General features: G+C 46.0%; 20 protein-coding genes, 1 tRNA gene and 1 pseudogene. 13 read left to right on the forward strand and 9 right to left on the reverse strand.

Annotation, left to right across the window (positions count from 1 at the left end):
• Positions 1–674 precede the first annotated feature (674 nt).
• A complete protein-coding gene (locus QUA20_RS26685) occupies positions 675–848 on the forward strand; it encodes a hypothetical protein (protein ID WP_333192720.1) in 174 nt (57 codons plus the stop codon).
• Between the two features lie 456 nt (positions 849–1304).
• Here QUA20_RS26685 and QUA20_RS26690 read toward each other — a convergent pair.
• Positions 1305–1464: pseudogene (locus QUA20_RS26690) on the reverse strand (IS1/IS1595 family N-terminal zinc-binding domain-containing protein); the annotation flags it as partial.
• Positions 1465–1704: 240 nt separating this feature from the next.
• Here QUA20_RS26690 and QUA20_RS26695 point away from each other — a divergent pair.
• The 5 genes from QUA20_RS26695 to QUA20_RS26715 all read left to right on the forward strand — a co-directional run bounded on the left by QUA20_RS26695 (position 1705) and on the right by QUA20_RS26715 (position 6632).
• Positions 1705–3357, forward strand: coding sequence for an AarF/ABC1/UbiB kinase family protein (locus tag QUA20_RS26695; RefSeq protein WP_333192722.1), 1653 nt, complete (start codon positions 1705–1707; stop codon positions 3355–3357).
• Between the two features lie 263 nt (positions 3358–3620).
• Positions 3621–3827 (forward strand): hypothetical protein, encoded by a 207-nt coding sequence (locus tag QUA20_RS26700; RefSeq protein WP_333192723.1) that lies wholly within the window; start codon positions 3621–3623, stop codon positions 3825–3827.
• 233 nt (positions 3828–4060) lie between these two features.
• Positions 4061–5005, forward strand: coding sequence for a UV DNA damage repair endonuclease UvsE (uvsE, locus tag QUA20_RS26705; protein ID WP_333192724.1), 945 nt, complete (start codon positions 4061–4063; stop codon positions 5003–5005).
• A gap of 364 nt (positions 5006–5369) precedes the next feature.
• Positions 5370–6041, forward strand: coding sequence for an SOS response-associated peptidase (locus QUA20_RS26710; protein WP_333192725.1), 672 nt, complete (start codon positions 5370–5372; stop codon positions 6039–6041).
• Between the two features lie 204 nt (positions 6042–6245).
• Positions 6246–6632 carry a VOC family protein gene (locus QUA20_RS26715; RefSeq protein ID WP_333192726.1) on the forward strand — a complete coding sequence of 129 codons (387 nt, stop codon included), beginning with the start codon at positions 6246–6248 and terminating at the stop codon, positions 6630–6632.
• A gap of 120 nt (positions 6633–6752) precedes the next feature.
• Here the strand turns inward: QUA20_RS26715 and QUA20_RS26720 are convergent, their stop codons facing one another.
• Both QUA20_RS26720 and QUA20_RS26725 read right to left on the reverse strand, forming a co-directional pair.
• Positions 6753–7370, reverse strand: a complete 618-nt coding sequence (locus tag QUA20_RS26720) for a CP12 domain-containing protein (protein WP_172190894.1) — start codon at positions 7368–7370, stop codon at positions 6753–6755.
• A 98-nt stretch (positions 7371–7468) separates the two neighbouring features.
• Positions 7469–7837, reverse strand: a complete 369-nt coding sequence (locus QUA20_RS26725) for a hypothetical protein (RefSeq protein WP_333192728.1) — start codon at positions 7835–7837, stop codon at positions 7469–7471.
• Positions 7838–7864: 27 nt separating this feature from the next.
• Here QUA20_RS26725 and glpX point away from each other — a divergent pair, with 27 nt between their 5' ends.
• The 3 genes from glpX (at position 7865) to QUA20_RS26740 (ending at position 13575) form a co-directional block, all read left to right on the forward strand.
• Positions 7865–8902, forward strand: a complete 1038-nt coding sequence (gene glpX, locus QUA20_RS26730; RefSeq protein ID WP_333192729.1) for a class II fructose-bisphosphatase — start codon at positions 7865–7867, stop codon at positions 8900–8902.
• Positions 8903–9047: 145 nt separating this feature from the next.
• Positions 9048–10340: a glutamyl-tRNA reductase gene (locus tag QUA20_RS26735; protein ID WP_333192731.1), complete on the forward strand. Its 1293-nt coding sequence runs from the start codon at positions 9048–9050 to the stop codon at positions 10338–10340.
• 226 nt (positions 10341–10566) lie between these two features.
• On the forward strand, positions 10567–13575 hold the full coding sequence (locus tag QUA20_RS26740; protein ID WP_333192733.1) for a UPF0182 family protein: 3009 nt from the start codon (positions 10567–10569) through the stop codon (positions 13573–13575).
• 146 nt (positions 13576–13721) lie between these two features.
• Here the strand turns inward: QUA20_RS26740 and QUA20_RS26745 are convergent, their stop codons facing one another.
• From QUA20_RS26745 to QUA20_RS26755, 3 genes are all read right to left on the reverse strand, one after another.
• Positions 13722–14375: a hypothetical protein gene (locus QUA20_RS26745; RefSeq protein ID WP_333192736.1), complete on the reverse strand. Its 654-nt coding sequence runs from the start codon at positions 14373–14375 to the stop codon at positions 13722–13724.
• A 228-nt stretch (positions 14376–14603) separates the two neighbouring features.
• On the reverse strand, positions 14604–15554 hold the full coding sequence (locus tag QUA20_RS26750; RefSeq protein ID WP_333192738.1) for a PIN domain-containing protein: 951 nt from the start codon (positions 15552–15554) through the stop codon (positions 14604–14606).
• A 240-nt stretch (positions 15555–15794) separates the two neighbouring features.
• Positions 15795–17324 (reverse strand): site-2 protease family protein, encoded by a 1530-nt coding sequence (locus QUA20_RS26755; protein WP_445304722.1) that lies wholly within the window; start codon positions 17322–17324, stop codon positions 15795–15797.
• Positions 17325–17597: 273 nt separating this feature from the next.
• Between QUA20_RS26755 and QUA20_RS26760 the strand changes: the two genes are divergently transcribed.
• Positions 17598–17771, forward strand: a complete 174-nt coding sequence (locus QUA20_RS26760) for a hypothetical protein (protein WP_333192742.1) — start codon at positions 17598–17600, stop codon at positions 17769–17771.
• Here QUA20_RS26760 and QUA20_RS26765 read toward each other — a convergent pair.
• Positions 17772–17845: transfer RNA gene (locus QUA20_RS26765), tRNA-Arg, on the reverse strand.
• A gap of 940 nt (positions 17846–18785) precedes the next feature.
• Here QUA20_RS26765 and QUA20_RS26770 point away from each other — a divergent pair.
• The 3 genes from QUA20_RS26770 (at position 18786) to QUA20_RS26780 (ending at position 22232) form a co-directional block, all read left to right on the forward strand.
• Complete coding sequence (locus QUA20_RS26770) at positions 18786–19463, forward strand: Npun_F0813 family protein (protein WP_172190886.1); 678 nt, start codon at positions 18786–18788, stop codon at positions 19461–19463.
• A gap of 539 nt (positions 19464–20002) precedes the next feature.
• The gene (locus tag QUA20_RS26775) at positions 20003–21070 is read left to right on the forward strand and encodes a hypothetical protein (protein WP_333192744.1); all 1068 of its coding nucleotides are present in this window, start codon (positions 20003–20005) and stop codon (positions 21068–21070) included.
• Positions 21071–21224: 154 nt separating this feature from the next.
• Positions 21225–22232, forward strand: coding sequence for a hypothetical protein (locus tag QUA20_RS26780; RefSeq protein ID WP_333192747.1), 1008 nt, complete (start codon positions 21225–21227; stop codon positions 22230–22232).
• Here QUA20_RS26780 and QUA20_RS26785 read toward each other — a convergent pair.
• Positions 22229–22504: a LapA family protein gene (locus QUA20_RS26785; RefSeq protein WP_333192748.1), complete on the reverse strand. Its 276-nt coding sequence runs from the start codon at positions 22502–22504 to the stop codon at positions 22229–22231. The two genes, QUA20_RS26780 and QUA20_RS26785, sit on opposite strands and share 4 nt — an antisense overlap.
• A 365-nt stretch (positions 22505–22869) precedes the next feature.
• Complete coding sequence (locus tag QUA20_RS26790; protein WP_333192750.1) at positions 22870–24303, reverse strand: phosphoglucomutase/phosphomannomutase family protein; 1434 nt, start codon at positions 24301–24303, stop codon at positions 22870–22872.
• Between the last annotated feature and the right edge of the window lie 313 nt (positions 24304–24616).

Below are 24616 nucleotides of genomic sequence, written 5' to 3' on the forward strand. Positions count from 1 at the left end.
TGTGTAAGACATTTGCTGCCGTCAAATATATATTTAAGTTAGTTACTCATTATCAGATATTTGATTTCCCCAAGCTTCACAGTTATGGTAAATTCTCACAAATCATATAGGATTGCTATAGTTAAAATTCATGAATAAGGTGATCCCTCAATTAGAAAAGTAGCCGCCAGATTTGATGTCAGTAAAGGGTTTGTTCAAAAAATCTTAAAACAAAAACAAACGACTGGTCACGTTCAACCCCAACAACAGGGTGGAAGTTTTAAAAGCGTGTTAAACTCTCGCAGGACTGAATTGATCGTGAGGGTATAAAAATATCCGGATAGCACGTTGTCAGAACCCAAGTGAATATTGGCGTTTGAACTACAACGAAGCTGTCAGCCCTAGCATGATGTGTCGTCAACTAAAAAAACAAAATTTGACTCAAAAAAAACAATACGCAGTAACCAGTCTGCTACTGAAAGAGTGCAAATTTTGAGGTGTGAATATTGGTAAAAAGTGAAGATTTTTGACTCTGGAAACCTCGTTTTTTTGGAGGAAATGGGGGTTTTATTGGGTTTAAAACGAACCCGTGTACATTCAAAATGTGGTAGTAGAGTCTATGACTTAAAACCATTTTATCGGGGGCAAAAATCACATTTTTCGGAGCAATAAGTTTAAAAAAAGTAGTAGAAATAATGAGTCTAAATGTGTCGATGGATGGCAAGGCATTTTCCGTTTTTATTGAAAAATTTTTAGTGCCAATTTATGGAAAGGTGCAGTCGAAGTTAATTGATAATCTCCCAGCCCATAAACGGGCGACGATTGAACAATTGATTAAATCTGCTAGCACCACTATCCTCAATTTATAACCCTATTTTCCGGAATTTAATTCGATAGAATTATGGTGTCACAACTGAAAGCTTTTTTACGTTAGTTCTCGCCAACCACTACTAAGATGATTGATGTTTTACTGCCTACTGCGCTTGAAGGAGTGAATACTAAGCACTTCAAAAGGTGGTTTACAAGCTGCTGTTACTGTACTTTATAAGCCTGGAATACGCTGTATTATTTCAACCTGTCTACAGCCCGGAAGTAAACCAAATAGAAAGACTTTGGATAGATATCAAACAACAATGGAAATGGTTTAAATTTGAACAAATAGAAGAGTTTAGATCGGCGGTGGAAAAATAGTTAAAAAGGTTGACATTGGAAGTAACTCCTTCTTTAACAGGATGGCAATTTATTTTAGAATTTTTATCTGTAGCAATAGTGTAAAAAATTATTGTAACGCGCTCAAAACCTCGAAAACCCATGCCGTTGACCTACATTTTCAAACATGGCGTTTTAATTTTATATGAGTATCCTTTGGAGATTGTGTAAACATCAATAAACTGACGCTGACAATCGACACAAATATGATGAGGGCTTCCCTCTCATATTGCCATTTTTACGGATATGGCTGGAGCCACATTCAGGACATTTCATTAGATTTGACCTCAATTCATATCACTATTATTCAACGCCCAAAACCTCATAAGATGTCAAATGGGTTCTATATTACTATGAGGAGTAATGCCAAAGCCAAAAACCGATCGCCCCTCCCTCCCACACCCCAAAATTCGATCGCACTTCCCCTAAGTTATTCCTCAAGACACTGGTCAGCTTGGTTAACAGCGCTATCCTAGTAGTTATATTGCCCTTAAACCCGATCGACCCGGAGGCCCCTTGTTCAGCCTAGTTCAAAACACTTCTCGCAAAGGAGAAATTCTAGAGGTCGTCTTCCGCAACGGTTGGGACTACATGAAAAGCCTCCTAACCGGTCGCAAAACCGACGCACCCAGTCTCCCAACTCCAGCAGTTCTCCGCAATATCCTCGTCGAATTAGGCCCAGTTTTTGTCAAATTGGGGCAATTGCTGAGCACCCGTCCCGACCTTTTACCGGCCAGCTACATCGAAATCCTCTCCACGCTGCAAGCGGAAGTGCCGCCCGTACCGTGGTCGCAAGTAGAAGCAATCGTCCGCCAGGAACTCACACAATCTCTCGAAAATACCTTCGCCAAATTTAACACTGAAGCCGTGGCCGCAGGTTCGATCGCCCAAACCCACAAAGCTACTTTAAAAGACGGCCGCGAAGTCGCCCTTAAAGTTCAGCGCCCCGGTATTGATATTGTCATCGAACAAGATATCGCCGTGCTCCGAGGTTTGGCAGAACTTGTCATGCTCACAGACTTCGGTCAACAATACGATATTGTCGCCTTAGCTGAAGAATTTGCGATCGCCCTGCGTGCAGAACTCGACTTCATTCAAGAAGCCAGCTACACAGACGAACTGCGCCGCAATTTATCTAAAAGCCGCTGGTTTGACCCCACACAAGTTGTCTTACCAGAAATTAACTGGGAGTTAACTACAAAAAAACTCTTAGTAATGGAGTGGCTGAACGGAGTCCCGATTTTGTTAGGCGATTTGCAAGGAATTCGCCACAAAGGAGATATAAGTGCCGAACGCGAAGAAATTACAACGCTACTTTGCCGCGTTTTCTTCCAGCAGTTATATATCGACGGATTCTTTCACGCAGACCCGCATCCCGGCAATTTATTTTATCTCAAAGACGGCCGGATAGCTTTGCTGGACTGCGGCATGGTCGGCAGATTAGACCCGCGCACTCAGCAGAATTTGACCGAAATGTTGCTGGCAATTGTCGATTTAGACGCTCAGCGCTGCGCTCAATTAACTTTGGAAATGGCTGAATTTGCTCAGCCTACAAGTTTAGTTAATCTAGAGAACGATTTGGCTCGAATGCTGCGCAAGTATTACAATATCAGCTTGTCGCAAATGAACTTGTCGGAAATCTTTTATGAGGTGCTGGAAATCACCCGCAAAAATAAAATTAGGCTGCCCAGCAATCTCGGTTTGTATGCAAAAACTCTAGCTAATTTGGAAGGACTGGCGCGTTCTTTTAATCCCAGGTTTAATATTGTAGAGCAAGTCAAACCGCTGATGACCGATATGTTTCGGCGTCAGTTATTCGGAGATGACCCGATACAAGCTCTGTTGAGAACGGCACTGGATATTAAAAGCTTATCTTTGCAATCTCCGCGACAGGTGGAAGTGCTTTTAGACAGGGTTACTTCGGAAACTTTGAAGTGGAACTTGACACTAAAAGAACTCGATCCGCTACGCCGCACTCTGGGGGATTCTGCGAACCGACTTTCTTTTAGTATTGTTGTGGGTTCGCTGATTGTGGGGGCGGCAATTATTTCTTCTAACGCGCAAACTGCTCAGCTATCTTTTCTGAGCACTGGTTTGTTTGGGGCGGCGAGTTTTTTGGGTTTCTGGTTGATTATTAGCATTCTGCGATCGGGGCGTTTGCGCAGTTGATTGGAAAGGGGAAATGGGGAAAATTAGGAGATATAGCTATCCTTTCGGGAAACGCGCAACTGGCTTTTTTTGTGAACGACGAACCGCAAAGACTTTCTTGACGGCTATGTTGAGAAGAGAAGAGAAAGATTTCACAATTGATGCGAGGAGTGCTATAGCATCCTCAACAGTTAAGCAACATCTCTGACTTAAGATAGGCGATCGCCCGCAGCAGCTAAGTCTAAGCTAGAAATTGTTCCATAAACCTAATTGAGGAAAAAAAGATGAGTAGCGGTCACGCCAGCCATAAAGGCTCTTCCACAAAACCCAATACCAACACTAACGGTCAAATTACATCCCCTGCTGACCAACCCGCTGACCCGCTAAATCAAGAAACATCCGGTTATCCGTTCCATAGCGAAGCAATGGAAAATCCTGTCGCCACCGCGCGGCCCGACGAAGAGGCTGAGTCGGGCGAAGAACAGCAATAGTTATATCGATTAAATTGGCATCGATATGCTATCTGCGACGCGGTTGATTAGAGGTTTGATAAAAATTAGGTTTGTACTAATTACATCTTGCACTTCCAGAGTCCGCCAGCGATTTCAATCTCTGCCGGACTCTTTAGGCAGGTTTAGCAGTACCTCACAGCTTCACAACAAAGGACTAAAGTCCTTACGACAAAACTATTTAACATAAAATTCAAGTTAGGAATTATTGATAAATGAGCGGGATTAACCAAGTATTGGAAAAGGACAAATTGCCGGAATTAGGATTAGTCTGCATTACAACATCCGATGCAGTTCGCTTTCGCACTGTCACGCGGAAGCGACTTTTACAGCTTTCGGAAATTGAACAAGAAACGGTATTGCGCGAGCTTTATGCAGACAACTTAAAACGACTTGACAAAGCGATCGACTTCTGTTCTGTTAATCAGATTAAGCTCTACCGCATGACTTCTGCACTGTTCCCTTTTGCAGATACAGATTTGGGGGAAGCAGTGCTACAATCCATGACTGAGGAATTGCGGAATACCGGCGATCGCGCTTTGTCTTTGGGAATCCGTTTGGTACTCCACCCGGATCAATTTGTCGTCCTCAGTTCCGACAAGCTTTCTGTGGTTGAAAACAGCATTAAAATTCTTGCGACTCATGCTTTAATTTTAGATATGTTGGGACAGCCCCGATCGCCCCAGGCACTGATGAACATTCACGGCGGCAAGAGCGATCGCACTTCGCAGCTCAAATCAGTCATCCGCGACTTGCCAGAATCCATTCGATCGCGCTTAACCTTTGAAAATGACGAATACGCTTACAGTTCCTCGGAAATTTTAGAAGTTTGTCTCGATACCGGCGTACCAATGGTTTTTGACGCCCACCACCACGTCATTCACGAACATTTAGAAACTTACGACGATCCCAGCGTTCCCGAAATGCTCGCAGCAGCCCGCACAACTTGGTCTGTTCCTGAATGGCAATTAGTGCACATATCGAATGGCAGAGAATTTTTTGCCGACCCCCGCCACAGCGATTTAATTACAGAAATGCCTAATTGCTATTATCAGGCTCCTTGGATTGAAGTAGAAGCTAAATTTAAAGAATTAGCTATTGAAAAGTTGCGCGCCGAATGGTTGTCTGCGAATGTTCCACAACTTACCAATGTCTCTTAGGGGCGCGTTTTACAAACCATCTTTGCCTAACACCAATAATCTCGAAAACCCGCCCCGCCCAACGGTAAATCGCAATAACAGGCAAGATGCCTGTTCCACAAAGAATGAATTTTATTTTGGGGTGTCCTGCCCGCCCGGTTTAGTCCGACAGTCCGACAGTCCGACAGGGGTTAAAAACCCCTGTATCATAGCTAAAGTCCTCTAAAAGAGGACTAAAATAGATAGATATTGAGATCATATTTCCAGTCGGTTTTAACCGACTTTAGCTTTGAGGCAGGGGTTTCAACCCCTGCCGGACTGCCGGATTACCCGACTGTCGAACTGCCGGAATCGGTAAAAACCGCGTTAATACCAACTATAAATTATGTGTGGACGATACACTTTAACTACTTCTGGTCAAATCATCGCCGAATTCTTCAAACTGTCGGCAGTTCCCGATATCAAACCTCGATACAATATCGCCCCAACTCAATCAGTTGCCACAGTAACAGTTGAACCAGAAAAAATCCAGCGACAGTTCCAATTTATGCGCTGGGGTTTGATTCCCAGTTGGGCAAAAGACATCAAAATAGGCAGCCGCATGATTAACGCGCGATCGGAAACTGTAGCCGAAAAACCTGCTTTTCGCAGCGCCATCAAGCACAGGCGGTGTTTGATAGTCGCTGACGGCTTCTACGAATGGCAGCAGCAGGGAAAGAACAAACAGCCTTACTATTTTCAAAAGGCAGACGGCGAACCTTTTGCTTTTGCCGGTTTGTGGGAAAATTGGGAATCTCCAGAAGCAGAAAACATTGTATCTTGCACTATAATTACTACCGCTGCTAACGAAACAGTGCAGCCGATGCACGATCGAATGCCGGTGATTCTCTCCGACAGCGATTGGGAACAGTGGCTCGATCCTTCTGTTAAAAATTCTCAGGAAGTTTTACCGCTGTTAAAGCCGTATGCTTCCGAAGCCATGAAAGCAAAGGCGGTGAGTGCGATCGTCAACAGTCCAAGTAGAGACAGTCCAGAGTGCATTCAACCAATAGAATAAACCTATAATTAAGCACCGCCTGCTGTAAAACCCGGCAAATAAACTTGCTTTCACTATAATCATTGGAAGTGACAAAACCGAGCTAGTGTGAGTTATAATCTAAGATAATTTTTGAGTTGTACCTTTGGTTCTATCAGCCACAGTTTAACTCACTGGTTATTTTCTCAAAGACTTTTCTTCATCATAAAAATCAGGGAAAAAAATATGATCGGATACGTTACACTCGGCACCAACGATATTGAAAGTGCAGCCAAGTTTTATGATGTTTTGCTTGCTGAAATTGGCGCTCGACGATTCATGGAATTCGGCGGATTTATCGCATGGAGCGTTTCTCCCGATCGACCAGCACTTGCTATTACAAAACCCTTTGATGGTAACACAGCAAGTGTTGGCAATGGAGTAATGATAGCTCTTCAAGTTGACAGTCCAGAAAAAGTCAACTTAGTTTATAACAAAGCGATCGAACTTGGGGCTAAGGATGAAGGAGCTGCGGGACCAAGAGGCGTGTTGCCGGGGTTCTATGCGGGATATTTTCGGGATCTTGATGGGAATAAGCTCAACGTGTTTTGTATGACTGAGCCAAACACTTAAGATTTTTATTTTTCGTGAGGCTGGCCGAAAACCAGCTATTTCCGATTGTTAGCTATTAGTTATCAATCCTTAAATAAGAGTTGATAACTAATAACTAATTACTAATGACTAATAACTAAATTAACTCTCGTACATCCGCGCTTCAGCCGCCTCGGGATTTTCCTCGCAATACTCGTCAAAAGCCGTTTTCTCAAGCTTCATCGATCGCTGGTGAGAAGCCTCAGCCTGCATTTCCTCTACAATATCCCACGCTACGGCGCACTCTCTAGAAGTAGCGCCTTTCTCGGCACAGATAGTTCTGGCATCCCCGATCGCCCGTTCGATTTCTTCCTCAAATAAAACACTTTTCGGCTTCTCGACAAAATCGCTTTTTGTCAAGATATCCGTTACTGAAATAATGCCCAGCAGTTTGTCTTTAATTACCGGAGCTCGGCGGATTCGGGTATTCGCAAACAACCTCGCCACGTATTCCACGCCCAAGTCGGGATTCACCGTGATGCACGGTTTGGTCATAATCTCGAAGACGCGGACTTTCTGCGGGTCTACTCCGTAAGCTGTTACTTTGTAAACAATATCCGTTTCCGTGACAATTCCGTAGGCGTCTTGTTCGTGGCGGCGTTCCACAATTAACGCGCGCAAACACAGTTCGTTCATCATCGCCACTGCTTCAGCTACAGTTGCCGAACCGCGAATGGTAACAACATCTGTGGTCATAATATCTTGGGCTTTCATCATCATTTTTTATTGCTTCCTGCTTATAAAGTCTAGTGCGTCCCGATTTGGGGCTGTCCTTTTGATTTGTCATCATCATGAGGACTTACCCTCAAAAACCCGGTTTATACTAAAATATTGGGTTTAGTAACGATAAATCCGGTCAGCAACTGGGTTCCTGAGGAATCTTGCGATCGCAAACTAATCATAAAACCTTTAACGGCACTCGGGATGACAAGTTGCCTGAAACCGCCGATCGATCCCCCGGAACCTCCGGAAACCCGCGAGTTCCCGCTCAGACGTGCTTTTTGTGCGATCCCCCAAGCAAGAGTGAAGTATGGGGGCGATCGCTCCTTGAGCTTGTTTGACTCAGATTTTCCAGCCCCAGGCTCAAAGAAGCAAAAGTTAACACAAACTAACCAACTGCTTGCGCTCGCACAGATCCCCGCCTCTGATAAACTTGATTGCTGGGAGTGCAAAAGAGCACAAGGCACGCATCAGAAGTTGAGAGGATCTAGTTCGTGGACAATGTAATCGGTTTAGAGATTATCGAAGTAGTTGAGCAGGCAGCAATCGCTTCCGCTCGCTTGATGGGCAAAGGCGAAAAAGATGAAGCCGACAGAGTGGCTGTAGAAGCCATGCGGGAGCGCATGAACAAAATTCATATGCGCGGTCGCATCGTGATCGGCGAAGGCGAACGCGATGACGCACCCATGCTTTACATCGGCGAACAAGTAGGTATTTGTACCCGCGAAGATGCCAAAGAAATCTGCAACATAGATGAATTGATCGAAATTGACATCGCTGTTGACCCCTGCGAAGGTACTAACCTAGTTGCTTACGGTCAAAACGGTTCGATGGCAGTTTTGGCAATATCTGAAAAAGGTGGTTTGTTTGCTGCTCCCGATTTCTACATGAACAAATTGGCTGCTCCTGCGGCTGCTAGGAATCATGTAGATATTCGCAAGACGCCAACCCAAAACCTCCATATTATCTCTGATTGCCTCGGCCGCAGTATTGAAGATTTGGTGGTGGTCGTGATGGATCGCGATCGGCACAAAGGTTTAATTAATGAAATTCGGCAAGCGGGTGCAAGAGTTCGGCTGATCAGCGACGGCGACGTTTCGGCAGCGATTTCTTGCGCGTTTTCTGGTTCCAACATCCACGCACTTATGGGTATTGGCGCTGCACCGGAAGGTGTGATTTCCGCAGCAGCAATGCGCTGCTTGGGCGGTCACTTCCAAGGGCAGTTAATTTACGATCCGGCTGTTGTCAAAACTGGTTTGATCGGTGAAAGCAAAGAAAGCAATATTGCCCGCCTGAAAGAGATGGGCATCACAGACCCAGACAAGATTTACAATGCTGAAGAGCTGGCATCTGGAGAAACAGTTCTGTTTGCAGCTTGCGGGATTACCCCCGGAACGCTGATGGATGGAGTTCGCTTCTTTGGCGGCGGCGCTCGCACTGAAAGTTTGGTAATTTCTTCTCAGTCGAAAACAGCTCGGTTTGTGGATACAATCCATATGTTTGACCAGCCGAAATCTTTGCAATTGAATTAGTGATTAGTTAGTTGTTAACAGTTAAATGTTAACAATTAACAGTTAACTGTTAACAGTCACCGATGATCAGCAATTAGCGATAAACTAAGAACTAATAGCAGGTGACTGTTAACAACTAAGAAAGAAATAGTGACAAATCACAGATATGAATATTGCAGTCGTAGGTCTCAGCCACAAAACAGCGCCGGTTGAAGTTCGCGAAAAACTGAGCATTCCAGAACAGAAAGTTGAAGCGGCGATCGCCCAATTGCGCGGCTACCCGCACATTCAAGAGGTTGCCATCCTCAGCACTTGCAACCGCTTAGAAATTTATATCGTTACCAGCGAGTCGGAGCCTGGTGTGCGAGAGGTTATTCAGTTCCTTTCGGAATGCAGTAAAGTTCCTTTGCCGTCTTTGCGCCCTCACCTGTTTATTTTGCTGCACGAAGATGCGGTGATGCACTTGATGCGAGTGGCTTCTGGCCTCGACAGTTTGGTGCTCGGAGAAGGACAAATTTTGGCTCAGGTGAAACAAACTCACAAACTCGCCCAGCAGTACAAAGGTGTAGGCAGAATTTTAGAGCGCTTGTTCAAGCAAGCTCTCACAGCAGGGAAGCGAGTTCGCACGGAAACTAGCATCGGTACCGGTGCAGTTTCGATCAGTTCGGCGGCGGCAGAATTGGCTCAAATGAAGGGTCAGCATTTAGGAAGCAGCAAAATTGCGATAATCGGTGCTGGCAAAATGTCGCGGCTTTTGGTGCAGCATTTGCTCTCAAAAGGAGCTAGCCATATTTCGATCGTCAACCGCTCTGTGCGGGGCGCCCTGGAGTTGGCCGGCCAGTTTAAAGATGCTGAATTGCACCTGTATCAGCTCTCAGAAATGATGCAGGTAATTGCCGGTTCCGACTTGGTTTTCACCAGTACGGCAGCTACCGATCCCCTGTTAAATAAAGCTAAATTGGAAGCTGCTTTAGACCCAAATCGCCCTTTGATGTTGGTGGATATTTCTGTGCCGCGCAACGTTGACTCGGATGCGAACGAACTCGCTAATGTGCGATCGTTTAATGTGGACGACTTGAAAGCAGTGGTAGCTCAAAATCACGAAACCCGCCGCAAAATGGCAATGGAAGCTCAGGGCTTGCTGGAACAGGAAGTAGAGGCTTTCGATCTCTGGTGGCGCAGTCTGGAAACTGTTCCTACTATTAGCTGTTTGCGGGATAAGATAGAATTGATTCGGGAACAAGAGTTAGAAAAAGCTTTATCGCGTCTTGGTTCGGAATTTTCGGAGAAACATCAAGATGTGATTGAATCTTTAACAAGGGGGATTGTGAATAAGATTTTGCACGATCCGATGGTACAGTTGCGCGCTCAGCAGGATATTGAGGCGCGGCGGCAAGCGATGCAAACTTTGCAAACACTGTTTAATTTGGATGTGGATGTCAATCAGCAGTACAGCTAGTTTGTCATTAGTCATCGGTCATTAGTCATTAGTCAGTTGACTGGAAAGCAGTTAGCCGTTGACTGGAAAGCAGAAGTCATATTATGTCCGGTCAATTACCATGAATAAAAATGCCTCCAAGCCTTGCTGCGGCAAAAGCATCATTCGGGAGGGTAAATTGCTCGAACCTGATATCAGTTATCATTCAACCAATAACTAATGACTAATAACTAATGACTAATAACTAATGACTAATAGGCGAATTTATCAAATAATCCTACTGATTGCGGGGCTATGGCTGGTTTTTGAATTTGCCTCCCGCATTGCGGCAGAAATTCTGTGGTTTCAGGAAGTTGGATATCTTCAGGTTTTTCTGTTAAAGCTGAAAACTCAAGGGTTGCTGGGGGCGATCGCAATTGCTGTTTCTTCTGCCTTTTTGCTGGGAAATTTGGCTTTAGCCCGCCGCCTGCAACATCCTGCAGAGAAAATGAAATCGCCGGTTGCGGGCGCCCTATTCGCTTCACTGAGGGCGAACAAAACGGGGAAGAATTACGAATTACCGGTTGCTAAATCTCAAATTACCTTTTCCTGGCTGCTGTTGGCGGTATTCGGATTGAGTTCGATCGCAACTTTGACAGTAATTCACTGCGGGCTGTTAGCTGCAAACAGCCTCACCTATTTCGGTATAGCTGACAAGTTGCCTGCACCGTCGGTGCAATTGGGAATACAGTCAATCCAGCAAATAGGGGTGCAGCTATTTTCTCGCTGGTGGGAGTTGGGCTTGCTGCTGGGGACAATGTTAGCTGTAGCAATTAAGCCTGATTTTTGCCTGCGGGCGATCGCCCTTGTTCTCAGTTTGGCGATCGGGCTTATTGCCGCCAGTCGCTGGACAAACGTTTTGCAATATTTCCACCCTACTAATTTTAACACAACCGACCCTCTTTTTAATCAAAATATTAGCTTTTATGTATTTATTTTGCCAATCTTAGAGTTGCTAGGATTCTGGCTGACAGTTGTATTTTTGTACGGTTTAGTATCTTGTGCTTTAACATATTTGCTGTCGAGAAATAGCCTGATTCAAGGGATATTTTTGGGGTTTTCTCGATCGCAGCAGCGGCACTTGTACGGGTTGGGTGCAGCTTTAATGCTAGCCGCCGCATTCCGCTACTGGCTGGGGCGCTACGCATTGCTGTATTCGCGGGGAGACGTTACTTACGGGGCAAATTATGCTGACGTGACGGTGCGGCTGCCCTGTTATGAATTTTTGAGTATTTTGGCGGGGGCGATCGCACTTTTGATGCTGTGCCAGGTTTGCCAACTCAAAATTAACAATGAACTCATAAAAAAGATTATTTTAGCATGGCTAAGTTTAAGTTTTTTGGGAAGTTGGCTGCTGCCAACAATTGTGCAGCAACTCCTAGTTAAACCCAACGAACTAGCACGAGAACAGCCGTACATCCAGCACAGCATTGCCTTTACTCAAGAAGCCTTTGACCTCAACAATATAGAAATAAAAACTTTCGATCCCGTCGGGAAACTTACTTATTCCGACTTAGAAAAAAATAAACTTACTATTAGCAACATCCGGCTGTGGGACAAACTACCGCTGCTGCAAACCAACCGACAGTTACAGCAAATCAGACCCTATTATACATTCCCTGATGCCGATATCGATCGCTACACAATCAAAAATGAAAAAACAAAAAATGGAGATGCGGAAAGCCAACAAGTGCTTCTGGCAGCGCGGGAATTAGATTACACATCAGTTGCCCCCGAAGCTCAAACTTGGGTGAACGAACACCTGGTTTACACTCACGGTTACGGCTTTACTCTTTCTCCCGTAAATACAGTCGGTGTCGGCGGTTTACCCGATTATTTGGTCAAAGATATTGGAGTTGCAGCCCAGAAAGGAGAGACTGCTTTGGAAATAACGAGCGATCGAATTCGGGCCAGTATTCCGATCGGCTACCCGCGAATTTACTACGGCGAAGTAACCGATGCAAACGCGATGACAGCCACAAAAGTCAAAGAATTCGACTATCCCAGCGGCGAAGACAATGTTTACAATACTTACAGCGGTAGGGGCGGAATTGCGATCGGTTCTATGTGGCGGCGCTGGCTGTTTGCTAATTATCTCAAAAATTGGCAAATGGCGCTGACCCGCAATTTTACGCCAGAAACTAAATTGCTGTACCGCCGAAATATTAACAAAAGAGTCCGGGCAATTGCTCCTTTTTTGCGCTACGATTCCGACCCGTATTTAGTAGTAGCAGACGCCAATCTTAGCAAAGATGATATAGAAAAAGAAAAGGATGAAAATGGCAACGAGATTAAGGCTTCACCCTCGGTCACCGATAAATCTCCCAACTATCTTTACTGGATTATCGATGCCTATACAGCAAGCGATCGCTATCCGTATTCTGACCCTGGCAATCATGAGTTTAACTACATCCGCAACTCCGTTAAAGTAGTGATTGATGCCTACAACGGGTCTGTTGACTTCTACGTTGCCTATCCCTCCGACCCCATTATTAACAGTTGGATTGCTATCTTTCCCGGACTCTTCAAGCCCCTTGACAAAATGCCTCCGGCTCTCCGCAAACATATCAGATATCCAGTAGATTTGTTGAGCATTCAATCCGAACGCTTGCTAACTTATCATATGGAAGACCCGCAAGTATTTTACAATCGGGAGGATTTGTGGCGAGTTCCCAACGAAATTTATGGCAGCGAACAGCAGCCCGTAGAACCGTATTATTTAATTACGAAACTCCCAACGGAAACAGCAGAAGAATTTATTTTGCTGCTCCCATTTACACCAGTAAGCCGCAACAATTTAATTGCTTGGATTGCAGGGCGATCGGATGGTAGCGATTACGGAAAATTGCTGCTGTATCTGTTTCCCAAGCAGCGATTAGTTTACGGCCCGGAACAAATAGAAGCTTTAATTAACCAAGATCCGGTTATTTCCGAACAAATATCTCTCTGGAATCGCCAGGGTTCCAAAGCAAATCAAGGAAACTTATTAGTAATTCCGATTGAACAATCTTTACTGTATGTGGAACCTCTTTACTTAGAAGCCGAGCGCAATAGTTTGCCAACTTTAGTCAGAGTTATTGCTGTATACGAAAACCGCATCGTCATGGCAGAAAATCTTAATTTGGCACTCAAGGCACTTTTTCAGGCAACATCTACCAATAAACCCGCAATTGTGCGACCTGTAGAGGGAAATGAACCAGCTTTAAAGAGTAAATGAACCGATATTGACGCTCTTGATGCACAGAGAAGATACAGCGAAAATATAAGAGAAAGAGAGAAATTTATTTAGCTTTATGGATCTGAGATTATTTAAATCCGCCTGTTTCACTAGGGCATTGCTGATGTAAATTACTGAGATTTCTGTTAGTTAGCAGCTTTGATATCCTGCCACCAAACATAGACATAGGGCCACATCAATATCTCATCTCGTCCAGGCTCTAGTTTCACTGTCACTTCATAACGGTCAATATGCGTGAGTTTGCCAGTTTTGCCATTCAAATACAATTGTTTGGGATTGTCGGTGAGAATTTCTACCCTTTGATTCAACAGCGGAAGCATCTGGGTAGAAGAACCCTGAAACGGATTTTTGCCTTTGAGCACATAGCTGCCCATCAAAGATAAGTACATTGAAGCTAGAAAAAATACTGTACATAAACCCACAATTACCAGTGTTTTTTGTTGTGAAAAACTGGTATAAACGCTCGCATATCCTACGCTCATAGTTCCAAAAAACAACAAATTTGGCAGGTACAGCCCCTCTTCCAGAAACACGCTATCAAAAAATATGAGGGCTACCTGAAAACCAAATAATGCAGCCACCCAACTCCAGCCAGTTAGCAACGATGCAGATAGTAGCCAATTCATTGCTAGAGTAAGGGCGATCGCCATTACTATTGCCCCAAGTGGTGCTGCATAATCGTACTGTCTGAAGGGAAGAAGAACAAAAAATACTAAAGCATAAGCAAAACCCGCAAAAGCCAGTGCTAATCCACTAATTATTTGGTTCCGGTTCAGCATGACGAGGGATTTTTGGAGCGGTAAAGTAAAGCGTTCATCTTCTCTTCTGATAGTAGCCGTTGAAAATTCCCAGCGGACTAAGGGCAGCAACTCTAATCGTAGGGTGCGCCACGAGCAGCTTAACGCTATATTTAGGGGAGCGAACCAATTTGTTAGCCTCGCGTGCTATCCCAGTTTCCAAAGGCAGAAGTCAGCCGGATCTGAAGGTAGAATTTTCAGAAAACCAGATTATTTAGGGTCGATCGACTTAACAAATTGTTGCACAGGCTGCGGTAGAGCCGGCACAAAAGTCTTTCTAAAACCCTTAACATCGAACACTCGCCACAAAATACCCACCGCTACCGTCAAGAAAAATAACGCTCCCAAAAAATTGAACGCACTAGACAGGAAACCGCTGTTCCTTTTTGGCGGAGGTGTAATATGTTTCAGCCGATATACAGCCGGCTCGTAATCTCTGGACTCCTCGCGACTGCGGGACGGGGTTTTGGGGCGGGCACTCGCACTGCGCATCTCAGTCAAACCCGTTTTATGAGTTTTACTAAAACTGCTGGACGACTTCAATTCAGAAGCGCCACGCGTCCCCGTTAAGTTGCTAGCAGAAGCCCCCGTTTGGCCTACCGCAGCCTCCTGAATTCTGCTGTTAGAGCGCTGAGTCGATTTGCGATCGGCGAGGCTGCGCATCAAACTTTGCAATTGCTGAGTCGCCGCCGGCGGGCGTTCCCCTTTCCTGGCCCAATTTAACAGCATCGCCCCGGTAATCCCGCAGAGATTCGCAGCCCCCACAGAAGCCAGCCGCTTCAGCAGAGGCTGGCTGTTGGACACAAAAATCACCAAAGTGTCGGGGTGTTCCTGAGCCAAACCGTAAACGCACTGAGCCGTCGCTACCACAAGCATTGCTGGCTTGCTTTGATTTTTGATCGAAGGTTCCAGAGCTCGGTGTGTTTCCTGAGCGTCAGTTGCAATCCAGCCGCTGTCGGCAAAAAAGCGCATAAACTCTCTAGCTACTTGCTCTTGAGCTTTTTCCACCGCTTGCCCTGTCAAACGATCTATTTCGTCGTACACTACTTCCGGGATATAGCAAGTTCCCACCTTGGCATATTCTTGCCAAACTTGAGTTCTGCCAGCCATTAAAACATCTGCATCAAAAGTTACCAATACAGGAGGAAGTTGATTAGCCATGACTTTATCCTATAGGCTCAGATAAGTTATTTAAACTCGATCTATCAAGTTTAAACAACTTTTGGGTTATAAAAAAATCAACTTTTGGTAATAGATAAATTGCCCGGGGCGGGGATCTTAATTGGAAATTAGTAGTTATGAACCCGATCGCCCGAATTTCCCCAGTTCGATCGCTCAATCCCTATATTCCACTAATTTACCGCAACCCAAGAGCCTATTACCAAAGACGCGCGGCTACTGTTAGTTCCCGATTCCCAGACGGCCCGCCAAAGCCGGAGTCAACGGCAACAGCGCAGCAATCATCAAGAACAAAGCTAGCAAACCCAAAGCCGCGCGAGCGTCGTCAGGCTCAGTTAGCTCGTTGAGGCTCGGCCGCTCCAGATTCCGCTGTAAAATCAGAATCACGATCGCCCAATACAGAGCCAAAGGATTAACTAAAGAAGCGATCGCCAGCACCACAAACGTCGCCAAAGTAGCGCGACTTGCTATTTTCCGACCGTAGATGGCTTGCACGATTCTACCCCCGTCCAACTGTCCCGCCGGCATCAAATTAATCGCTGTTATTACCAAGCCCAACCAACCGATAACTACCAGCGGGTGAACGTCAACAATCTGCTGCTGCAAGGCCGAACCCAAAACCACTTTTGCCAAAGTTCCCACCAAAACCGATCCCTTGAAAAATTCTGCGGGAATTTGAAACAAACTGCCGGGGTGAGACAGCAGCAAACCAGTTACCAGCATTAGCAGAGAAACTATTCCCCCAGCGGCTGACCCGGCAAAAGCGATGTCAAACAAAACTTTACGGTTGGGCAGCAGCGACTCAAAACGGTCGATCGCTCCAAAACAACCTATCTGCAAAGTTGGTATAAAAAACGGCCAACTCAAGCCAACTTTGTACCGATTTGCCAGCACTCGGCGAGCGATTTCGCCAGAGCCTAAAACCGCCCAAATTCCCGCTGCAATTGGCAGAACTTCTAGATATCTAGTCGGCGAGTTAAAGAAATCGAAACCTAGCAGCAAACCGCCGGTCTCTAAGCTAGTAGCAATTGTTGCCAGCAGCAGCACGACTGCTAGAATTTTTTGAGATACGGTAGTTGGCTGCGGGTCGTTGGTGCTGGGCAAGATAATAACTACTGGCTTGTCGTCCTGATTTTCTACTAAAAATAGGCGGTAGCGATCGTTTAATCTTTCTTCCAAACTTGCCGTCAAACGTGAGTGTACTTGTTCTGGATCTCCCCGGAGATTGCCTTTCAAGATTACCCCATCTTGATAGGGAATCGTGTCTGTGGCAAAGAAAGTATCAATTCCAAAGATGCCTTTAATTGCCTTGAGGTCTTCAACTGGAACGGGAATTATTTCTGATTCATTATTCGCAGGTGACGAGGTGACGATCTTAATGGTTTCTGGGCCTGGTGGTCGCTGCGACTCAGGGGCCGAGAAAGCATCGCTTTGCGACTTTACCTCAGCAGTATCGGGGGGCGATCGCAGCACTGCATCGGATGCAGCCTTACGCAATTGCCGGCCCAGATAAATGTACAATCCCGTGGATGCCACCAGCAGCAACAATACCGCAACTAGATTGAGGTAAATCCCGGCGGCGAATAAACCAAAGAACAGCAACCAGGGACTCATCAGCGCAACTGACTGCAACCAAGCCAAAATTCCCAGTTTGCCAAAAGGTCTGGCGCGATAAAATCCCCAACCCAGAATTCCCAGAGCAACCAATACGAGCGCAATTGTTGCCGTATTTTCCGATGCAACTATAGGCATTCCGGCTGCTTGCGCGAATAGGGGCTCTAATCGGTCGATCGCGCTGCGGTCGAGTAATAGCATTAAATTTTGGGGAATATGAAATAGAGTTGTTGGGAACATATCCAAACCTGTCGGAAACTAGCCTGATTACTAAGGATAACCCCTGAGGGCTAATCGGCCTACAACCTGCTGCTGGTGCTGTTTGAACATCGCAGGCTCTAGGCTATTGACACAATAGACTTGTTATGATACCACATCGGCTATGGCAAACATATACTCAGAAGGGTAGCAGTGTCTATCGCCCGCAAGCGGGAAGATGAGCCCGGGTTTGGCAGGCGGGGCTTTTTCAAGGATTTGTTTGGGATGCTCGAAGCCGAAACAAATCCGAAACAAATAAGATTTCAACCGCTCTCTCCTTTTCGGAAAAAAAGTGCTGAAACCCTTGATATCATTAAGTTTGTGTAACGGGTACGGCAGGACTTGAACCTGCGGCTCGCTGCTTAGAAGGCAGCTACTCTATCCAACTGAGTTACGCACCCAACTCAAAAATTGCTAACAAGATTATTGTATCGGTGCAGTGTGCGATCGAGCAAGTAAATAATGTTATGACTTACGCATAAACCGGTTTGATGTACGAAAATACGGGGTGGAGCGCGAGGGATCGGGAAAAAAACCAAGGTGATGAGAGTGCTTGTGCGTCCAAGAGTGTATCTGACAAAAGCTGGAGCGGCTCACCTGCAAACTGCACAATTGTAAATTTAGAATCAAAACTAGGTACGGCGTGAACTACTCTCAGGTATTTAGAGGTCGAGTTAAAACCCAAATATTTTGTCGATCGGATATCTCCAGAAAATAAGACGGGGTTCAGACATGATAAGAGTCACAGGTGCTTTTTCGGAGATGTAGATCTGTTATGTTAACATCCGATAGTGGTAAAGCCTAAAACGCTGACCGCATTACCGAAAAACCAGAGATCGTCCCCTGATTTTAGGCATGAGTTGAGCCATAATGACTAATTTGCTGATATTTAGTTATGTTTCCTAACATTGTGCTCGACTTGATATTTGATAAAAATGTGGTAGAACTAGGATTGAAAGACTCAGGTGAAAATCCTTGATGCTATGGAGCCTGTATATAAGCTTCCTGTACGGCATTAAAGCAAAAGAGTCAATCGACCGCTCGGCACGAGCGCGAAAATCAAGCGTTGCCAGTACAGCAGTTGTAAATTGTGGGCGGGCGATTTTCATTCGTGCATTGATTGATACCCCAAGGCTGAGAGACAATCTCAGCTTAGATACTTGTTAGCATTGGTTAGCAAAAAAGTATCGGAACGCTTGAGGAGAGCACCATCTCTGGGTGATCGGGAGCAATCCTGCTAATTTAAGTGGACTCGCGGAATCAAGAATCCCCTCGCCTTTAGGCATGGGGAGTGTCAAAAGCACAGCACCTCGGCCATGACAGGAGTCAAATCGCAGTGTCATGTTTATTCTGAAACGGCAGGATGTTGAAATAACCAATTTTCAACACCCAAAACGGGATCAACAAATTCCCATTCTCAATTATCAGGGGCAGACTTTTCGCCTAATCAGCGCCTTCAACGGCAAGCAAGCAGAAGACGCCAGAGCCTTGTGGCGGGACTTAACCGACAACCGAGGCAAAGCCTGTGTTCTGCTAGAAGAGCCGGATCGATATAGCGTCTGGGGAAAAGTCCGTTTAGATCAGCTTGCGGGTGAAGAACCGGCAGGTAATGAAGCAGCAGCCAAAGCACCGCTGTTCGCGCAAGGTTGTCTGCTGCTCCTCCAAGCTGTTTACTTCGATGTAGAAGACCTCTTAGGTGCAAGGCAAGCCGCATCGTTTCAGAAAGATATCGCCAAGGTATTTCAGCAGGGAAACTTCCCCCAGGCAGACTCCGCTGATGCGATAAAAAATTGGCTAACCGTTAGTCCATTGCAAAATCACAAGGCGCCCCCTTGGCAAGAGCAGCATCTCAAGACCTTATTGCAAGAACTCCACCGTTTGGGTAAATCATACTTTGGCGATACGGGCTTCGCTGAGGGAGTGAGCGATGTGCTGCAAGATATGCCAGCAGCGGATCGCACTCAGTTTATAGATTGGCTGAAACAATCAGCCCTCAACAAGTTGTGGATCGCAGCATAGAAGATCTTTGACAATTGCTCAGACAATTGGGCCCAGATAATTGCACTGTAGGGGGTACGCGATATACAGGTTGGATTACCAACGTGTATTAAGCAACCAAATTGTTGAGTCGTTTTGGAAGCCAGTTAATGTCTGGCAATTTAACTAAATTTCGATCGCTCGCACTTCCCCACCCATAATCATTGATAGGAGTCGGGGAGTGCGGAAGTAAAAAAACAGATACAGCAACATTTGAGGGTATAATTTCTGAGATAGATTTGGTACTGTAAAAGCCTTAATGGTTGAGACATATACCGTATTTCTATCATTTATTTCCGGGCAAAAGATCGACTAACGACTAATTCCTTGAATTAGTAAATAGATATTATTCTTGCTTAGTCTTTCTAGAGTGTAGGAGGGCAAAAGTCCCAAGGACACGCTGAAGACGCCAGTTTTTCCGGGAGCGTCAGACAAAGGTTCTGTTGCGAAAGAATCCTCATCTACAATCAAAGATTGAGATGGGGTGCGTTCAACCGCTAGTTATGTCTCGTGGAATCCCTATGAGTAGCACTTCAGAAAAGTCATCTACATCTTCATCTTTACTGTCAGCTCAGACCCTAGTAATTGCGGGCATTGTCTGGGCTGTAATGGCGCTGCTGTTCTTTTTGCTGTTCAGCGTCCCCTTCTCAGCAGAAGAGGGTTTACCTCTTTGGTACTCGATCGGCACTTATATTTTTGAATGCGGAGCATTCTTAGGAGCTACTTTAGTCTGTTTTAGAAACTGGCAAAGCCCGCACATGGTCAGCGGGCGCAACGTCTGGCTGGGCATTGGTCTGGGGATGCTGTTCTATTTCATAGCCAACGTGCTGTTCGGGATTTGGGAACTCTATTTCGAGTTAGACCCGGACGTGTCTCCAGCAGATGCGTTTTATCTGGGCAGCTATGTGGTACTGATCGGGGGCATGGTTCTAGCTGTGACTTCCAAGCGCCTGAATCTAGAAATTTGGCAGTGGGGTTTGTTAGCGGGAATTGCAGCCTTCGGGATTGCTGTAGCTATCTGGGTTGCTGCACCTGACTCTTGGAGGGCACAGCTAGGAATGGCTCCCCCAGCCACTCAGGAAGTAGCGACAGAATCTGCACCAGCAACCGCTGCCACAGGAAGAGCGCCTGCTTTGGACAATTCGTCCAAGTTACAAGCAAAAGGAGCAGCAGCGACTGATGCTGAATCAGCACCCGCAGAAGAAGAAGAAGCAGCAGCAGAAACCAAAGCTCCGGCATGGGTGATGGCACTTGACAAGCAACTGTCGCCTCACAAAAATGCAATCAATTTGTTTTACATCGTCGGGGACGTTTTTCTGCTGATTATTGCTACTGCACTGCTGCTGGCGTTTTGGGGAGGACGTTTTTCCCAATCTTGGAGGATGATTGCGGCTGCAACTTTTTCGCTTTACATCGCAGATATGTACTTTAAATGGCGCGATACTCAGGCTGAGGGTGCTTATCAAAGTGGCAGTTTGCTGGAAGTCTTTTTTGTTTTCAGCGGCATCCTGTTCGGGATTGGAGCTATCTTGGAACATGACATCTCAACCCGTTCTCGCCAGAACAGGCGCAGTCGTCGCGCAGCGTAGCGATTTGAGATTCGAGTTGCTTTGGCAAGCGATGGAGACGCGAAAGCTTTTTTGCCCTTGTCGGCATCTCCGATCTTGAAATCGAAGATGAAAAATCACAGTTCGCTGACTGCTAGCCTGCGTCTTTTCACGTCTTTTTGCTGGAAAACTTGGCATGACGCCTACAAAACTCTCCGATTCAGACAAACGGGAACTCATCAGGCTGTACCGACAGTCAAACGAGAATACTATCACTCTGGCAAAGCGCTACGGAGTGAGCAGTTCGACTGTGAGGCGCATCATTCAGGGGGCTTTGTCGGAGCCGGAATACGAATTTCTCGTTCAGCAAAAACAAAAGCGTTTGTCCGATCGCACAAATGTTTCTGAACCGACAGAGGCGACTGCTGAGTCGTCGGCCGATCGCGAAACCGATCCTGTAGGTGTCCCCCTGTCGGAGTCAGTCCCAGTCCCGCAGTCAGCCTCAAATTCGAGACCGACGATCCGAAAGCGTTCGGGATCGGTCCCTGAACCAGTTGCAGAACTCGAAGTTCGAGGAACTGTAGAGTCTGATTTGGATGTTTCTGATTTGCCAGATGCCCAGGCAGTCAATCTTGCCGATCGTAGCCACCGCGCTGTTGTGACTGGTGAATTAAAGGCAATGCTGCCAGCAGAAGGGCTGCTGGCAGGTGAAGATTTTAGCGATTTTGAGGAAGATGAGGAGGAGGATGAGGAGGAGGATGAAGATGATTTAGATGATGACTTCGACGAAGATTTAGATGATGAAGACTCTCTGTTTGAAGGCAGTCTGCTGGGTTCAAGATCGTCGGGGGAGTCGATCGAGCTTCGGGCTACAGGGCTGATTCAAGTTTTGCCTTTAAGCGAAGCATCTCTTCCCAAAATTTGTTATTTAGTGGTCGATCGGGCAGCGGAGTTAATCACCAGACCTCTAAAAGCTTTTGGCGAACTGGGTCAAATTCCGGCGGCGGAAATTCGCGAGAAAACCCTGGCAGTGTTTGACAATCACCGAGTGGCCCGCCGATTTGCTACTCGCAATCAAAGGGTTTTCAAGATTCCTGACAGCAGTATGCTGCAAAAAGCGGCGCCTTATTTGCTAGCTAAGGGAATTACTCGCTTGCTGATTGACGGTCAGGTGTATTCCCTCGAAGGGATAAAATCTACTTAATATTGTACTGTGTCGGATTCTTCTGGATTTGCCTGAAATTTAGGACGCAAGTTTTGGGAATCTGAAAGGTTCCACAGCGGTTGCAGTAGCGCACCTCCGATCAGTCCTGCACTCATGCTGATTGCCAATACTATTCCTACGGGCATTTGTATCGATTTAAAAAAGATAAAGTTTAAGGATACTGGGGCGGCGTTCTGCACTGAGATAATGCCGATCGCGCTTGCTAAAATTGCTACTAAAAAACTAATGGCGAGCAGAGGAATTGTTTTCATAAACGGGTTTACAGGCTAATAATTTAACTTATATACTTGTTTTATAATCTACATGTGTGTAAAAATTTTAGTTTTGCAAACAGCCCACTATAGAAGAGCATACAATAAGATTAGGAAAAAGTCAAGTAAAGGCGGAAAAAATTGAGTGGTTTTTATCAACTAAAAGTCAAACAAACATAAATAAATTTACACAGATCAAACTTAAACAAATCCAAGTGTATTGCAAATATATAACTTGCCCAGCAGTATTGATGATGAATGTTCAGAGGCTTTATAAGATTTATAAAAAATATGTAAGGTGCGCATTGCGCACCTTACAATCTCAAGCGGTAGGAGAAAAACCCCGGGTTGGAATAGGTAGAAATTTAAACAGGTTCTAGCTGGGAAATTACCTTTTCCATGTATTGGGCAACTTGGGTTTCTTTTTCCACAGAATTTGTTTCCATGTAAACGCGCATCAGGGGTTCAGTTCCAGAAGGGCGCAGCAGTACCCAGCCGCCGTCTTCCAGATAAAGTTTAATCCCGTCTTTGCGGCCGATTTCCTTAACGCCAATACCTGCTACTTCTGTGGGGGGATTCTTGGTAAAAGATTCCAAAACGGCTGCTTTGTGGGCTTCATCTAGGTGCAAGTCCAAACGTTTGTTGTACAGGGGGCCGTCGGCTTCTTTAATGGCTTCTTCGACTAGCTGAGAAAGCGGTTTGCCTTCATAGGCGATCGCCTCGGCAACTAGCATATCAGCCAAAATCCCGTCTTTTTCGGGGATGTGACCCAAAACGCTCAAACCGCCAGATTCTTCGCCACCGATGAGCACCGCTGTTTCCCGCATTTTTTCGCCGATGTATTTAAAGCCGACTGCGGTTTCGTAGATTGTTAAACCGTACTTGGCGGCCAAATTGTCTAGCAAGTGGGTAGTTGCGACGGTACGGACGATCGCCCCAGTCAAGCCTTTATTCTTAACTAAGTGACGCGCCAGCAGCAACAGCACGGTATTTGGAGTCAAGACATTTCCCAACTCGTCAACAATACCAAAACGATCGCTGTCGCCATCCGTAGCCAAACCCAAATCCGCCGAATCCTTCTTAACAGCTTCCACCAACTCGACTAACTGTTCCCCCTTGGGCTCGGGCATTCCGCCGCCAAACAGCACGTCGCGGTAGGTGTGAAAACTTTCGACATCGCAGCCGCAGTGTTCCAAAACGCCGTCGAGATAGCCGCGAGAAGTCGAGTAGAGAGCGTCGTACTTCACCTTCAACTTAGCAGAGCGAATCCGCTCCACATCTATCAAAGTATAAAGAAACTTGAGATATTCGGGTTTCGGGTCAAAACTGGAGATTTTATCGTTGTGGCTGCCTTTGGCTGGGGCATCAGAAGCACCAGCAATATTGGCCACAATTGTATCAGTAATTTCCGGGGTTGCCGGGCCCGCGTAGTCGGGGATGTATTTGATGCCGCAGTAAGGTGCGGGATTGTGCGAAGCCGTGAACATCAGGGCTCCTGCGGAGTTTAGATGCTTGGCGCTGTAAGCAATGACTGGTGTGGGGCAATCTCGATCGACCACTTTCACCGTCCATCCCAAATCTGCCAATACTTCTGCCGCGGTGCGGGCGAACTCGTCTGCCAGAAAGCGGGTATCGTAGGAGACTAAAACTGGGCGGTCTTTGGTGTAAGCGGTTTCTAGGTAACTCGCGATCGCCCGGGTGACTTTTCGCACGTTGGCAAAAGTAAAGTCATGGGCAATCAGTCCTCGCCACCCATCGGTTCCGAACTTAATTTCTGTTGAATTGCTGCTAGCGCTCATTTTATCCACTTCCTCTCGTCCTACTAATCCTACCCGAAGGCATAGCCTTAAAGAGCTCGTGGCCGTGCTGTTTTTGAGTAGCGATCGCCCGTGGGGCCCAATTAACCCCATCTTATGGCTATGGGGGCAAGCTCTCTCTTTAGGATGAGGACTCGAACCAGCCGGAGTTGATAATATTGAAGAGTGATCTGGCAAGCCTATCTAAATTCCGGTTTTGAAAGGTGGTTTGGCGATCGAATAAACGCTTCAATAAACGGCTATCAGTTGCGGGCGATTGGAAAAGCTAAAAAAAAGCTAAAAAACCGCGATGGCA

Source organism: Microcoleus sp. Pol7_A1 (assembly GCF_036701085.1).
GTDB lineage: Bacteria > Cyanobacteriota > Cyanobacteriia > Cyanobacteriales > Microcoleaceae > Microcoleus > Microcoleus asticus.

What these genes read in the sequence shown, in the direction of transcription:
- QUA20_RS26785 (WP_333192748.1), bottom strand. Translation starts at nt 22,504, where the DNA reads ATGAAAACAATTCCTCTGCTCGCCATTAGTTTTTTAGTAGCAATTTTA.
- QUA20_RS26735 (WP_333192731.1), top strand. Translation starts at nt 9,048, where the DNA reads ATGAATATTGCAGTCGTAGGTCTCAGCCACAAAACAGCGCCGGTTGAA.
- QUA20_RS26710 (WP_333192725.1), top strand. Translation starts at nt 5,370, where the DNA reads ATGTGTGGACGATACACTTTAACTACTTCTGGTCAAATCATCGCCGAA.
- QUA20_RS26775 (WP_333192744.1), top strand. Translation starts at nt 20,003, where the DNA reads ATGAGTAGCACTTCAGAAAAGTCATCTACATCTTCATCTTTACTGTCA.
- QUA20_RS26720 (WP_172190894.1), bottom strand. Translation starts at nt 7,370, where the DNA reads ATGATGATGAAAGCCCAAGATATTATGACCACAGATGTTGTTACCATT.
- QUA20_RS26745 (WP_333192736.1), bottom strand. Translation starts at nt 14,375, where the DNA reads ATGCTGAACCGGAACCAAATAATTAGTGGATTAGCACTGGCTTTTGCG.
- QUA20_RS26780 (WP_333192747.1), top strand. Translation starts at nt 21,225, where the DNA reads ATGACGCCTACAAAACTCTCCGATTCAGACAAACGGGAACTCATCAGG.
- QUA20_RS26715 (WP_333192726.1), top strand. Translation starts at nt 6,246, where the DNA reads ATGATCGGATACGTTACACTCGGCACCAACGATATTGAAAGTGCAGCC.
- QUA20_RS26755 (WP_445304722.1), bottom strand. Translation starts at nt 17,324, where the DNA reads ATGCCTATAGTTGCATCGGAAAATACGGCAACAATTGCGCTCGTATTG.
- QUA20_RS26700 (WP_333192723.1), top strand. Translation starts at nt 3,621, where the DNA reads ATGAGTAGCGGTCACGCCAGCCATAAAGGCTCTTCCACAAAACCCAAT.
- QUA20_RS26770 (WP_172190886.1), top strand. Translation starts at nt 18,786, where the DNA reads ATGTTTATTCTGAAACGGCAGGATGTTGAAATAACCAATTTTCAACAC.
- QUA20_RS26750 (WP_333192738.1), bottom strand. Translation starts at nt 15,554, where the DNA reads ATGGCTAATCAACTTCCTCCTGTATTGGTAACTTTTGATGCAGATGTT.
- QUA20_RS26790 (WP_333192750.1), bottom strand. Translation starts at nt 24,303, where the DNA reads ATGAGCGCTAGCAGCAATTCAACAGAAATTAAGTTCGGAACCGATGGG.
- QUA20_RS26740 (WP_333192733.1), top strand. Translation starts at nt 10,567, where the DNA reads ATGACTAATAGGCGAATTTATCAAATAATCCTACTGATTGCGGGGCTA.
- QUA20_RS26685 (WP_333192720.1), top strand. Translation starts at nt 675, where the DNA reads ATGAGTCTAAATGTGTCGATGGATGGCAAGGCATTTTCCGTTTTTATT.
- uvsE (WP_333192724.1), top strand. Translation starts at nt 4,061, where the DNA reads ATGAGCGGGATTAACCAAGTATTGGAAAAGGACAAATTGCCGGAATTA.